The sequence below is a fragment of the Streptomyces cyaneofuscatus genome (assembly GCF_033109485.1).
Classification (GTDB): Bacteria; Actinomycetota; Actinomycetes; order Streptomycetales; family Streptomycetaceae; genus Streptomyces; species Streptomyces cyaneofuscatus.
Map to the genome: position 1 here is coordinate 1,289,922 of NZ_CP137002.1, position 12,540 is coordinate 1,302,461.

10 protein-coding genes are annotated in these 12,540 nt (G+C 72.3%); 4 read left to right on the forward strand and 6 right to left on the reverse strand.

Annotated elements, in window-relative coordinates; all coding sequences use genetic code 11:
• Positions 1-15 precede the first annotated feature (15 nt).
• The 4 genes from R2B67_RS05360 to R2B67_RS05375 all read right to left on the reverse strand — a co-directional run bounded on the left by R2B67_RS05360 (position 16) and on the right by R2B67_RS05375 (position 5,748).
• Positions 16-1,473, reverse strand: a complete 1,458-nt coding sequence (locus tag R2B67_RS05360; RefSeq protein WP_026241954.1) for an NCS2 family permease — start codon at positions 1,471-1,473, stop codon at positions 16-18.
• Positions 1,474-1,808: 335 nt separating this feature from the next.
• Positions 1,809-4,259: a xanthine dehydrogenase family protein molybdopterin-binding subunit gene (locus R2B67_RS05365; protein ID WP_317816679.1), complete on the reverse strand. Its 2,451-nt coding sequence runs from the start codon at positions 4,257-4,259 to the stop codon at positions 1,809-1,811.
• A complete protein-coding gene (locus R2B67_RS05370; RefSeq protein WP_030562428.1) occupies positions 4,256-4,855 on the reverse strand; it encodes a (2Fe-2S)-binding protein in 600 nt (199 codons plus the stop codon). Before R2B67_RS05370 ends, R2B67_RS05365 begins: the two co-directional genes overlap by 4 nt.
• 2 nt (positions 4,856-4,857) lie before the next feature.
• Positions 4,858-5,748 carry an FAD binding domain-containing protein gene (locus R2B67_RS05375; protein ID WP_317816680.1) on the reverse strand — a complete coding sequence of 297 codons (891 nt, stop codon included), beginning with the start codon at positions 5,746-5,748 and terminating at the stop codon, positions 4,858-4,860.
• 316 nt (positions 5,749-6,064) lie between these two features.
• Here R2B67_RS05375 and R2B67_RS05380 point away from each other — a divergent pair, with 316 nt between their 5' ends.
• Both R2B67_RS05380 and R2B67_RS05385 read left to right on the forward strand, forming a co-directional pair.
• Positions 6,065-7,822 (forward strand): PucR family transcriptional regulator ligand-binding domain-containing protein, encoded by a 1,758-nt coding sequence (locus tag R2B67_RS05380; protein ID WP_317816681.1) that lies wholly within the window; start codon positions 6,065-6,067, stop codon positions 7,820-7,822.
• 162 nt (positions 7,823-7,984) lie between these two features.
• The gene (locus tag R2B67_RS05385) at positions 7,985-8,767 is read left to right on the forward strand and encodes a hypothetical protein (protein ID WP_317816682.1); all 783 of its coding nucleotides are present in this window, start codon (positions 7,985-7,987) and stop codon (positions 8,765-8,767) included.
• A gap of 54 nt (positions 8,768-8,821) precedes the next feature.
• Here R2B67_RS05385 and R2B67_RS05390 read toward each other — a convergent pair whose 3' ends face one another.
• A complete protein-coding gene (locus tag R2B67_RS05390; protein WP_317816683.1) occupies positions 8,822-9,628 on the reverse strand; it encodes a GntR family transcriptional regulator in 807 nt (268 codons plus the stop codon).
• A 156-nt stretch (positions 9,629-9,784) separates the two neighbouring features.
• Here R2B67_RS05390 and R2B67_RS05395 point away from each other — a divergent pair, with 156 nt between their 5' ends.
• Together R2B67_RS05395 and R2B67_RS05400 are read left to right on the forward strand one after the other, a co-directional pair.
• Positions 9,785-10,633, forward strand: coding sequence for a (2Fe-2S)-binding protein (locus R2B67_RS05395; protein WP_317816684.1), 849 nt, complete (start codon positions 9,785-9,787; stop codon positions 10,631-10,633).
• A gap of 203 nt (positions 10,634-10,836) precedes the next feature.
• Positions 10,837-11,943 carry a DUF2637 domain-containing protein gene (locus tag R2B67_RS05400; protein ID WP_317816685.1) on the forward strand — a complete coding sequence of 369 codons (1,107 nt, stop codon included), beginning with the start codon at positions 10,837-10,839 and terminating at the stop codon, positions 11,941-11,943.
• 53 nt (positions 11,944-11,996) lie between these two features.
• On the opposite strand, the gene R2B67_RS05405 is transcribed toward R2B67_RS05400, so the two are convergent.
• Positions 11,997-12,371, reverse strand: a complete 375-nt coding sequence (locus tag R2B67_RS05405; protein WP_030562419.1) for an ATP-binding protein — start codon at positions 12,369-12,371, stop codon at positions 11,997-11,999.
• Positions 12,372-12,540 lie beyond the last annotated feature (169 nt).

The following is a 12,540-nucleotide window of genomic DNA, read 5'->3' on the forward strand; positions in this document are numbered from 1 at the left end:
GTTGGTCGGCCGGCGTCAGTGGACGCCGAGCCAGCTCTCGATCGGGTTGAGGGCGAAGAAGACGATGAAGATCACCGTCAGCCCCCACATGAAGGCCCCGACCTCGCGGGCCCGGCCCTGGGCGAGCTTGATGGCGGAGTACGCGATGACACCCGCGGCGACACCGGTGGTGATGGTGTACGTGAAGGGCATCAGGACCACGGTCAGGAAGACCGGGATGGCGACGGAGCGGTCGCTCCAGTCCACGTGCCGGGCGTTCTGCATCATCATCGCGCCGATGACGACGAGGGCGGCCGAGGCCACCTCGGTCGGGACGATCGCGGTGAGCGGGGTGAAGAAGAGGCAGGCGGCGAAGAAGAGGCCGGTGACGGCGGAGGCCAGCCCGGTCCGGGCCCCCTCGCCGACTCCGGTGGCCGATTCGACGAAGACCGTCTGGCCGGAGCCCGAGGCGACACCGCCGATGACGCCGCCGGCGCCGTCGATGAACAGCGCCTTGGACAGGCCCGGCATGCGGCCCTTGTCGTCGGCGAGCTTGGCCTCGGTGCCGACGCCGATGATGGTGGCCATCGCGTCGAAGAAGCCGGCCAGCACAAGGGTGAAGACGATCATGCCGACGGTCATCACACCGACATCGCCCCAGCCGCCGAACTCGACGTTGCCGAAGAGCGAGAAGTCGGGGGTGGCGACCGCGCTGCCCTCCAGGGCCGGCGGGCCGCTGCTCCAGGACTTCGCGGGGATGTCGACGATCGCGTTGATGACGATCGCCACCAGCGTGCCGACGATGATGCCGATCAGGATCGCGCCGGGGATGTTGCGCGCCTGGAGCATGAAGATCAGGAGCAGGGTCACGCAGAAGATCAGGACGGGCCAGCCGGCGAGTTCACCAGCCGGGCCGAGGGAGACGGGGGTCGCCGTGCCCTGGTGGACGAAGCCGGCCTTGTAGAGGCCGATGAGGGCGATGAAGAGCCCGATGCCCATGGTGATGCCGTGCTTGAGCGCGAGCGGGATCGCGTTCATGATCATCTCGCGGAGACCGGTGACCACCAGGAGGCAGATCACCACACCGTAGATCACGCACATGCCCATGGCCTGCGGCCAGGTCATGTTCGGCGCGACCTGCGAGGCGAGCACACCGGAGACGCTGAGTCCGGCGGCGAGCGCCAGGGGCACCTTGCCGACGAAGCCCATGAGCAGGGTTGTCGCCGCCGCCGCGAAGGCGGTCGCGGTGATCAGGCCCGGCTGGCTGAGGAGGTTGCCGTTGACGTCCTCCCCGCCGAGGATCAGCGGGTTGAGCAGGAGGATGTACGCCATGGCCATGAAGGTCGTGACGCCGCCGCGCACCTCGCGCGCGACCGTGGAGCCTCGTTCGGATATGTGGAAGTACCGGTCGAGCCATGATCTTCCGGCGGGGACGCGCGAGCCGGGGCCCGCGGATTCCGGACTGGTCTTCGGTTCCACTGACTGCTGGGTCATGATGCCTGACTCCCAAGGTTCACAGGGGCACCCGCTTGGAGATTCCTGAATGCGGGATTTGGGATGACTGCGTCGGCTGCACGACCCGGGGACGGCCGGGACGAACTGTTGAAGCAGATACGGATGTGCCGGCGGCACGGATGATCCGTGAGGCGCTGCCGTGTCCGGCGTGGGCCGGCGTACGGCGAAGAACCGCGAGCGGTGCGGTGCTTGGAGTCTCCGGGCGGTGCGGGATGCGGAAAAGTGTGACGTTCTCGGCTCAGCACACCGCCCGGAGAGTTCGGGGGGGGACCGCTCGGAGGCGGCGGGGCCGGGGATCACCCGGCCCCGGTCTCTCAAGTACCGGTGAGGTGCTCGGGGCGTACCGGGGTCCTGTTGAGCTCAAGTCCCGTCGCGTTCCGGATCGCCGCGAGGACGGCCGGGGTGGACGACAGGGTGGGGGCCTCGCCGATGCCGCGCAGCCCGTACGGGGCGTGCTCGTCGGCGAGTTCGAGCACGTCGACGGGGATGGTCGGCGTGTCGAGGATGGTGGGGAGGAGGTAGTCCGTGAAGGAGGGGTTGCGCACCTTCGCGGTCTGCGGGTCGACGATGATCTCCTCCATCACCGCGACACCCATGCCCTGGAGCGTGCCGCCCTGGATCTGGCCGAGCACGGAGAGCGGGTTGAGCGCCTTGCCGACGTCCTGGGCGCAGGCCAGTTCGATGACCTTGACCAGGCCGAGCTCGGTGTCGACCTCGACGACCGCGCGGTGCGCGGCGAAGGAGTACTGGACGTGACCGTTGCCCTGTCCGGTGCGCAGGTCGAACGCCTCGGTGGGCCGGTGGCGCCACTCCAGCTCGATGTCGATCGCCTCGTCCTCCAGGACGTCGGCCACGTCGGCCAGCACCTCACCGCCGTCGGTGACGACCTTGCCGCCCTCCAGGAGGAGTTCGGCGGTGGCCCAGGCCGGGTGGTAGGTGCCGAACTTGGTGCGGCCGAGCTCCAGGACCTTCTCCCGTACGGCTTCGCAGGAGTTCTTGACCGCGCCGCCGGTGACGTACGTCTGGCGGGAGGCGGAGGTGGATCCGGCGGAGCCGACGCGGGTGTCGGCGGGGTGGATGGTGACCTGGTTGACACCGAGTTCGGTACGGGCGATCTGGGCGTGGACCGTGACGCCGCCCTGGCCGACCTCGGCCATCGCGGTGTGCACGGTGGCGACCGCCTCACCGTTGATGACCTCCATCCGCACGCGGGCGGTGGAGTAGTCGTCGAAGCCCTCGGAGAAGCCGACGTTCTTCAGGCCGACGGCGTAGCCGATGCCCCGGACGACGCCTTCGCCGTGGGTGGTGTTGGAGAGCCCGCCGGGCAGGGCCCGCACGTCGATGGAGGTGCCCTCGCTGCCCGCCGCCAGCCACTGCTGCTCGGGCGGCAGCGGCCGGGACTTGACCCGGCGCAGCAGCTCGGCGACCGGGGCCGGCGAGTCGCAGGGCTGTCCGGTGGGCAGCAGGGTGCCCTGTTCCATGGCGTTGAGCTGCCGGAACTCCACCGGGTCCATGTCCAGCTTCGCGGCGAGCTTGTCCATCTGCGCCTCGTAGGCGAAGCACGCTTGGACCGCGCCGAAGCCGCGCATCGCGCCGCAGGGCGGGTTGTTGGTGTAGAGCGCGACCGCCTCGATGTCGACGTCCTCGATCTTGTACGGACCGACCGAGAGCGAGGAGGCGTTGCCGACGACCGCCGGGGAGGCGGAGGCGTAGGCGCCGCCGTCCAGGACGATGCGGCACTTCATGTGCGTGAGCTTGCCGTCCTTGGTGGCGCCGTGCTCGTAGTGGAGCTTCGCCGGGTGCCGGTGGACGTGGCCGAAGAAGGACTCGAACCGGTTGTAGACGATCTTGACCGGCTTGCCGGTGCGGAGCGCGAGCAGGCAGGCGTGGATCTGCATCGAGATGTCCTCGCGGCCGCCGAAGGCCCCGCCGACGCCGGAGAGCGTCATACGGACCTTGTCCTCGGGCAGGCCGAGGACGGGGGCGATCTGGCCGAGGTCCGAGTGCAGCCACTGGGTGGCGACGTACAGCTCGACGCCGCCGTCCTCGGAGGGCACGGCGAGGCCGGACTCGGGGCCGAGGAAGGCCTGGTCCTGCATGCCGAAGACGTACTCGCCGGTGACGATGACGTCGGCCCGCTTGGCGGCCTCGTCGGCGTCGCCGCGGATGATCGGCTGGCGGTGCACGATGTTGGGGTGCGGGACGTGGCCGATGTGGTGGTCGTCGCGGCCCTCGTGCACGAGTACGGCGTCCGGGGCGGTCGCCGAGGCCTCGTCGGTGATGAGGGGCAGCTCGCGGTACTCGATCTTGATCTTGGCGGCGGCGCGGCGCGCGGTCTCCGGGTGGTCGGCGGCGACGATGGCGACCGGCTCACCGTGGTGGCGGACCTTGCCGTTCGCGAGCACCGGGGTGTCCTGGATCTCCAGACCGTAGTTCTTCATCTCGGCCGGGAGGTCGTCGTAGGTCATCACCGCGTAGACGCCGGAGGTGGCCAGCGCCTCGGAGGTGTCGATGGAGACGATCTCGGCGTGCGCGACGGTGGAGCGCAGCGTCTGGCCCCACAGCATGTCCTCGTGCCACATGTCGGAGGAGTACGCGAACTCGCCGGTGACCTTGAGGGTGCCGTCGGGGCGGAGCGTGGACTCGCCGATGCCGCCCTTGGTGGGCGAACCCTGGGTGATCTTGGTGGGCGTTCCGGCCGGTACGGTCCGGGCCCTGGGCACCGTGACCTCGGGGCGCGTGGTGGCTTCGGGGTGCGTCGTCATGACTGGACCGCCTCTTCCTGGCGGGCCGCCGCGAGGCGCACCGCGTCGAGGATCTTCTCGTAACCCGTGCAGCGGCACAGGTTGCCGGAGAGCGCCTCGCGGATGTCCTGGTCGGACGGGGAGGGGGTGTTCTCCAGCAGTTCGTCGGCGGCGACCAGCAGGCCGGGGGTGCAGAAGCCGCACTGGACGGCTCCGGCGTCGATGAACGCCTGCTGGATCGGGGAGAGCTCGGCGGCCTCGCCGGCCTGCCCGTCGGTGGGCTTGGACTGCCAGCGCTTGGCGGCGTCCAGGGTGGTGCCGCAGGCGCCGGAGGCGCAGCCGCCGCCGGGGTGGGCGTCCTCGCGGTGCTTGGCGTAGTCGGCCAGGCCCTCGACGGTGACGACCTCGCGGCCCTCGACCTGGCCGGCGGCGACCAGACACGAACAGACCGGGACGCCGTCCAGGCGGACCGTGCAGGACCCGCACTCGCCCTGCTCGCAGGCGTTCTTGGAACCGGGCAGCCCCATACGCTCACGCAGCACGTAAAGAAGGGACTCGCCCTCCCACACGTCGTCGGCTTCCTGCGGACGGCCGTTGACCGTGAAATTGACTCGCATGGTTACGCAGCTCCTTCCAGCGTGCGGCCCGCGCCGCGGTACTGCTCCCAGGTCCAGCCGAGCGTGCGGCGGGCCATGATGCCGACCGCGTGCCTGCGGTACTTCGCCGTGCCCCGTACGTCGTCGATCGGGTTGCAGGCGCCCGAGGCGAGGGCGGCGAACTGCTTGGCGATGGCGGGGGTGATGATCTTGCCGCTCTCCCAGAACCCGCCCTCGTCGAGCGCGGCGTTCAGGAAGGCCTCGGCCTCCTTGGCCCGGACGGGCGTAGGGGCGGCGGAGCCGATGCCGGTGCGCACGGTGCGGGTCTCGGGGTGCAGGGCGAGGCCGAAGGCGCAGACGGCGATGACCATCGCGTTGCGGGTGCCGACCTTGGAGTACTGCTGGGGCCCGTCGGCCTTCTTGATGTGCACGGCGCGGATCAGCTCGTCCGGCTCCAGGGTGTTGCGCTTGACCCCTGTGTAGAAAGCGTCGATGGGAATCAGCCGCGTTCCGCGTACGGATTCGGCCTCCACCTCGGCCCCCGCGGCGAGCAGCGCCGGGTGGGCGTCACCGGCGGGTGACGCGGTGCCCAGGTTGCCTCCGACACCGCCGCGGTTGCGGATCTGCGGCGATGCGACGGTGTGCGAGGCCAGCGCCAGGCCCGGCAGCTCGGTGCGCAGGTGATCCATGATGGCGCTGTACGGCACGGAGGCGCCGAGCCGTACGCTCTCCTGGCCGACCTCCCACTCGGTCAGCTCATCGATGCGGTTCAGGTCCAGGAGGTACTCGGGCCGCCGGTGGTCGAAGTTGATCTCGACCATCACATCCGTGCCGCCCGCGATGGGCACAGCCGTGGGGTGCTCGGCCTTGGCGGCGAGCGCCTCCTCCCAGCTGGCGGGGCGAAGGAAGTCCATGAGTGGCTCTCTTCTTCTCAATCGGGTCGTACACCGGGGCTGGGGACGGCCGGCCCTCGTCTGCCTCGTGTGGCTCGTTCATGTGGTGTTCATGTGGTGTGTGGCCCAGTACACAAGCCAGGACCCGGCGGGTGCAGTCACCGAAACACTGAAGGAGTTGGCTGGTCTCCGTCCCCGTCTTGTAGATTCGAACGAATGGCGGGGATCAGTAACCTCGCCGCAATTCACAGGTACCCGTTCACCCCTGTGGTCCCCCACCCCTTCCCGGCTTCACCCACCTGCTCCCACCCCTACGGAAAAGATCGGCGGCGACGAGATGCGGCTGCGCGCACTGCTGGAGACCGATGCGCTGGGCCTGCGGCTGCTCGGCGGCGAGGACGAGCTGGACCGCACGGTCCGGGGCGTCATGACCACCGACCTGCGGGACCCAAGCCGCTACCTCTCCGGCGGCGAGCTGGTGCTGACGGGGCTCGCCTGGCGCCGGGACGCGAGCGACTCCGAGCCGTTCGTCCGGATCCTGGCGGGCGCCGGGGTGGCCGGGCTCGCGGCGGGCGAGGCGGAGCTCGGTGACATCCCCGCCGACCTGGTGGAGGCGTGTGTCCAGCACCGCCTGCCGCTCTTCGCCGTGAACGAGACGGTGGCGTTCGCAACGATCACTGAGCATGTCGTGCGCCAGGTCTCCGGCGAGCGGGCGGGCGACCTGGCGGCCGTGGTGGACCGGCACCGCCGGCTGATGACCTCGGGCCCGGCGGGCGGCGGCCCCGAGGTGGTCCTGGATCTCCTCACCTCCGACCTGGACCTGCGCGCCTGGGTCCTCTCTCCGACCGGCCGCCAGATCGCCGGGGCGGGCGCCCCGCTGCCCGCCCCGCTGGGCGCGGCCCTGGCCGGGCACCACCTGGCGGCGACCCGCACCGGGCGCCGGGGCCCCCACCGGGCGGCCGTCGCCGGTTCGACGTATTCGCTCTTCCCGATCCGCAACGCCGGCCGGGGCGCGGTCCCGGCCGCCCGGGACGTCCGGGAGTCGGTGCTCTCCGACTGGCTGCTCGCCGTCGAGGCGGACGCCTCGGACTGGCCCGCCGCCCGGCTCGACCTGCTCCAGGGCGTCACCCAGCTGATCGCGGTCGAGCGCGACCGCCGTGACGCGGCCCGTACGGTACGCCGACGGCTCGCCCAGGAGGTCCTGGAGCTGGTCCAGGCGGGCGCCGCCCCGGCCGAGATCGCCGCCAGGCTCCGGGTCGCCGCGCCAGTCCTGCTGCCGGGGCTCGGGGTCGCCCCGCAGTGGCAGGTCGTGGTGGCCCGGGTCGACTGGACCGCCGCGGGCACGGCGGGAGGAGCGGGCGTCCCGGGCGACATCGCGGGCGGACCGGTCGCCCAGGCCCTGCTGGAGGAGATCCTCGTCGACCCGGCGGTCAGCGGCCCCGACTCCGCCGACCGCATCGCCGTCGCCCACACGGGCGAGGAGGCCATCGCCCTCGTACCGCTGCCGGCCGTGCCCGCCCCCCTCCCCGAGACGGTAGACGGCCCCACCGACAACGCCGCCGCGCCGGACACCGCGGAAGCCCCGGCGGCGCAGGACCCCGCGCTGCACGCCGACGCGCTGCTCGCCGCCGTACGCGAACCGCTCTCGGCGGGCCTCGCCGACGACGGACGGCTGACACTGGGTGTCAGCGCGGCCGTGCACTCGGCCGAAGGGCTGCGCGGCGCGCTGGAGGAGGCCCGGCACGCCCGCCGGGTGGCGGCGGCCCGGCCCGGCCGGGTCTGCGCGGCCGGCCACCACGAGCTGGCCTCGCACGTGCTGCTGCTGCCGTTCGTCCCCGACGACGTCCGCCGCGCCTTCACCGCCCGGCTGCTGGACCCGCTGCGCGACTACGACCGGCGCCACCGCGCGGAGCTGATCGAGACGCTGGAGGCCTTCCTGGACTGCGACGGCTCCTGGACCCGCTGCGCGGCCCGGCTGCACCTCCACGTCAACACCCTGCGCTACCGCGTCGGGCGGATCGAGCAGTTGACGGGCCGTGACCTTTCGCGCCTGGAGGACAAGCTCGACTTCTTCCTCGCCCTGCGCATGAGCTGACCCGTGCGCCCCACCGGGCGCCGGTGAGCTCCCCCCGTTTGTGAATTCCTTCACCTGACATCAGTCGGACCCCTTGGCCCGGCGTGCCATTCCGTGCTGAGATTCGGCGGTACTCAACAGCACAATGGCGCGCTCGGGGAGGGCAATGTGGCGGATACCGCCATGTCTGGTTCCGGAACGACAGCAGATGACGATCCGCCGCTCCAGACAGCGGTATGGCGGCTGCGGTCCCGCGCCTGCTGGACGGATGCCGCCGCCCTGCTGGAGCCGCACGCGCTGAGCGACGCGGCGGCGGCGATCCAGCGCACCGCCCTGCTGACCGAGCGCTGTCTCTACACCGGCGAGGGCTGGACCGACGCCGAGGACGCGCTGCGCGGCACGGAGGCGCTGGCCCGCACCGACGACGAGCGCGGCGGGGCTGCCTGTGAGCGGGGCCATCTCGCCTACGCCTCGACCCTGCTGGGCGTACGGGACCGGGCGGACGAGGCGAGCGTCGCGCTGAGCCGGGCGGCGGCGCTGCTGGCGCCCGCCGCACCCGGACGGCCGCTGCTGGACTTCCGGCGCGGGCTGATCGCCCAGTACATCGCGGACTCCCCGCAGTCGGCCCGCGCGGCCTACCGCCGGGCGCACGCCGGGGCGGCCGCGCGCGGCGACGAGCTGCTGCTCTCCTTCACCTGGCGCCACCTCGCCTCCCTGGCGCTCCAGGAGGGCGAGCTGGCCGAGGCCCGGCACGGTTTCGCGGAGTCGCTGCGGATCCGCGAGGAGCTGGGCTACCTGGTCGGTACGGCCCCGGCGCTGATCTCCCTGGCCGAGGCGGAGCCCGAGCCGGAGGCGGCCCGGCTGCGCGCGGAGGCGGGGCGGCTGTTCCGGCTGCTCGGCGGGGTGCCGACATGGCTCGCACCGCACATCGTGGTTCCGGGGCCGCGGCCGGCGGCGGCCGGCTGACAGCTTCTCGGCGCGCGGCCGGTCAGCCGTAGGACTTCTCCCCGCGCGGCCGGTTCAGCCGTCCGCGCCGGTGAAGTGCTCCCGTACGAGGGCCTGGACGACGGTCAGGTCCTGGGCGATCAGGGCGTCGAGCAGCGCGGTGTGCTCGGCGGCGTCCGCCAGCAGGTCGGCCCGGCGGGTGGCGGGACCGGCGACCAGCGGCCACTGCGAGCGGCGGTGCAGCTCGTCGGCGATCGCGACCAGCTGCTCGTTGCCCGCCAGGGCGAGGACCGCGCGGTGGAAGGCCCGGTCGCACTCGGCGTAGCTCGCCCGGTCGCCCACCGCCGCCGCCGTCACCGTCGCGTCGGCCAGCGGGCGCAGCGCGCTCCACCGCTCGGCCGGGACGGTGCGGGCCAGCCGGAGCATCACCGGTACCTCGATCAGGGCCCGTACCTCGGCCAGCTCCGCCAGCTCGCGGGGCCCGCGCTCGCTGACCCGGAAGCCGCGGTTCGGCACCACCTCGACGGCGCCCTCGGTGGCCAGCTGCTGCATCGCCTCGCGCACCGGGGTGGCGGAGACCCCGAAGCGGGCGCCGAGCGCGGGGGCGGAGTAGACCTGGCCGGGGGTCAGCTCGCCGTCGACGAGAGCGGCGCGCAGGGCCGCCAGGATCTGGCCCCGGACGGAGTGACGGATCACACGCGGGGCGGGCGGCTCGCTGTGGGTGTGCTCGCCCCGGGCCCGGTCCACGCCGCCGGCCCGGTCCGCGTCCTGCGAACGGCCCACGCGCATCTGTTCGGGAACGCGCCCGGTCACCGGGGTGCCCGCGCACGCGCCGGGGCCGTACGGCGGCCGTACGCCCTCTCGCGCGCTGCCCTGCTCCACCCGGACCTCCTCGGCCTTCCGCGACCTTCCGCGCGGGCCGGCTCGCGTGCGCCCGGTCCCCCGTGCACGATAGAGGCAGGAGGCTGCAGTTCAAACATCGATCGCGTCGGGTAAGGTAAGCCTTACCTCAAACGATCCCGATTCGGCGGTCCCTGAATGACGCTCACCCCGCTGCTCGCCGGCGCCGCGACGTCCCCCATGACGGCCGCGTACGCACGCCTGACCGAGGTCTTCCCCGGGCTGCGCGCCGAGGTGCTCGACGAGGGCGCGTCCGCCCCCTCCGGCGCCGGCTGGGTCGGCGCGGCCGAGCTGGCCGCCGGCGGACCGGCCGTGGACACCTTCCTCGCCTGGGACAACGCTCAGGTGTTGCGCGACTACGGACAGCAGGCCCGCCCCGACGTGGTGGCCAGCTTCGGCCTCCACCGGTACGCCTGGCCCGCCTGCCTGCTGGTGACCGTGCCCTGGTTCCTGCACCGCCGGGTGCCGCGCGTCCCCGTCGAGGACGTCGCCTTCCAGCGGGCGCTGGGACACCTCACCGTGCGGGTCCGCGAGTTCGCCTGCCTGCCGGACGACCCGGCCGCTTCCCTGCCCGGCGCCCGGGTGGTCCCGGACGAGGCGGCGCTGCGGGCCGAGGTGCTGGCGGCCCTCACCGAGCACCTGGAGCCGGTGCTGACGGGGTTCGGGCCGCGCATGCGGCGAGGGAAGCGGGCGCTGTGGGGGATGGCGACCGACGAGATCGTCGAGGGCCTCTGGTACATCGCGCACCTGCTCGGCGAGGAGCGCCGCGCGATGGCCGAGCTGGAGCTGCTGCTCCCCGGCACCACGAAGCCGTACGTCGGCAGCGCGGGCTTCCGCGAGCTGACCGGACCCGAGGGGCAGTCGCTCCCGACCCGGGACCGGGCGAGCTGCTGCCTCTTCTACACCCTGCGCCCCGAGGACACCTGTGTGACCTGCCCGCGGACCTGTGACGCGGACCGGGTGCGGAAGCTCGCCACCGCTTCCTGATCCCGGCACCATCCACACCCCCCGTCCGGATGACGTGGAATCGAACGCAACTCGGTTGACTGGCGCGGCAGTTCGAGAAGATTCCACCCATCGATAGCCTCTCCCACCCCCATGGCGTGCTCTTGTCCCGAAACCCCCGGCGCGGGACGGGAATTCCGTCACGATGGCGCACGAAACGCCCTACGTGACGCAAGGGACCGCGCATGAGACTGACCGACATATCGCTTGACTGGCTGCTTCCGGGCGCCGTGCTGCTCGTGGGAGTCATGGCGGCGGTGACGGTGGTCGCACGCGGCAAGCGTGCCGCCGGCAAGGCCGCGGCCGACGACTCCTGGGAACGCAGCGAGGAGCGGCGCCGGCGCAAGGAAGCGCTGTACGCCACCGCCAGTTACGTCCTGCTGTTCTGCTGCGCGGCCGTCGCCGCCGCGCTCTCCTTCCACGGGCTCGTCGGCTTCGGCCGGCAGAACCTGAACCTGAGCGGGGGCTGGGAGTACCTGGTCCCGTTCGGACTGGACGGCGCCGCGATGTTCTGTTCCGTGCTGGCCGTACGGGAGGCGAGCCACGGAGACGCGGCGCTCGGCTCCCGGCTGCTGGTGTGGACGTTCGCCGGGGCCGCCGCCTGGTTCAACTGGGTGCACGCCCCACGGGGCATGGACCACGCGGGTGCTCCGCACTTCTTCGCGGGGATGTCCCTCTCGGCCGCGGTGCTCTTCGACCGCGCCCTGAAACAGACCCGCCGGGCCGCGCTGCGCGAACAGGGCCTGGTGCCCCGTCCGTTGCCGCAGATCCGCATCGTCCGCTGGCTGCGGGCGCCCCGGGAGACCTTCGGCGCCTGGTCGCTGATGCTCCTCGAAGGCGTACGCACGCTGGACGAGGCGGTGGACGAGGTGCGGGAGGACCGCAAGGAGCAGGAGCAGGACCGGATCCGCCGCAGGGAACAGGCGAAGCTGGACCGGGCCCGCATCAAGGCCCTGAACCGGCAGAACCGGGCCTGGGGACGCGGCCGCCTCGGCCACCAGGTGGACGTCCAGGCCCTCGCCCCGGCTTCGGGAGGCACGGCGCCGCCCGTCGCGGAGCCCGCCATAGCGGAGCCGGGTCAGCTGCCTCTGCGACCCCGGCCATCCCTGCAAGCCGTCGGCCCGAAGCAGTCGGCGGACGGTTCGAGCTCGAAGAGCCTTGGCCCTTCGAACCCGGGAAGTGACGCGCGGACGGTCGACCTCACCGCTGAGGACGACACCCAGACACTCCCCCGGCTCGACTCGCTGGAACAGAAACTGAAGGATCTGGAGCAGCAGTACACGGGGTCATGACCCCATGCACGGCGGTGAGAGGCCTCGACAGCCGTCCTGAGGGCCGGCAAGGTTCAGGCGCTCTCACCGCGCAGCTCGAACCAGACCACCTTGCCCAGGGCCCGCGCCTCGACCCCCCAGGCGTCGGCCAGACTCCGCACCAGGATGAGCCCCCTGCCGTGCGTACCGTCGTCGGCGTTCGGTACGTACGGCGCGGGCAGGTCCGCCTCGAAGTCCTGCACCTCCACCCGGAGCGCCGCGGGCGTCGCCGTCGCGGTGACCACGGCCCCGTGCCGGGTGTGGATCAGCGCGTTGGTCACCAGCTCGCTCAGCAGCAGCTCCGCCGCCTCCACCTGTTCGGGGCCGGAGCGATGTCGCAGGAACTCCCGCAGCTCGCGCCGGACTTCCCCCACCGCCGACCGTTCCGTATGGCCGACCCTGCGGCGCATCCGGGCCGGCTGCTGCGCCGTCCCACCCGGTCTCCGCCCCTGCGGGCCGCGCCCCTCGCCGGCCTGGGACCTCTTCTGCCGCTTCACCGTTTCCCCCGCCCGCACAGCGATCAGACCTCCTTCGTCCCGGCCGTCCGTCGAACGGCCTCACGGGATGCATGCCCCTGTA

Bases quoted from the DNA above. Each gene is read 5' to 3' on its own strand.
- R2B67_RS05365 (WP_317816679.1), bottom strand. From the start codon at position 4,259: ATGACGACGCACCCCGAAGCCACCACGCGCCCCGAGGTCACGGTGCCC.
- R2B67_RS05405 (WP_030562419.1), bottom strand. From the start codon at position 12,371: ATGCGCCGCAGGGTCGGCCATACGGAACGGTCGGCGGTGGGGGAAGTC.
- R2B67_RS05385 (WP_317816682.1), top strand. From the start codon at position 7,985: ATGTCTGGTTCCGGAACGACAGCAGATGACGATCCGCCGCTCCAGACA.
- R2B67_RS05370 (WP_030562428.1), bottom strand. From the start codon at position 4,855: ATGCGAGTCAATTTCACGGTCAACGGCCGTCCGCAGGAAGCCGACGAC.
- R2B67_RS05380 (WP_317816681.1), top strand. From the start codon at position 6,065: ATGCGGCTGCGCGCACTGCTGGAGACCGATGCGCTGGGCCTGCGGCTG.
- R2B67_RS05375 (WP_317816680.1), bottom strand. From the start codon at position 5,748: ATGGACTTCCTTCGCCCCGCCAGCTGGGAGGAGGCGCTCGCCGCCAAG.
- R2B67_RS05360 (WP_026241954.1), bottom strand. From the start codon at position 1,473: ATGACCCAGCAGTCAGTGGAACCGAAGACCAGTCCGGAATCCGCGGGC.
- R2B67_RS05400 (WP_317816685.1), top strand. From the start codon at position 10,837: ATGAGACTGACCGACATATCGCTTGACTGGCTGCTTCCGGGCGCCGTG.
- R2B67_RS05395 (WP_317816684.1), top strand. From the start codon at position 9,785: ATGACGCTCACCCCGCTGCTCGCCGGCGCCGCGACGTCCCCCATGACG.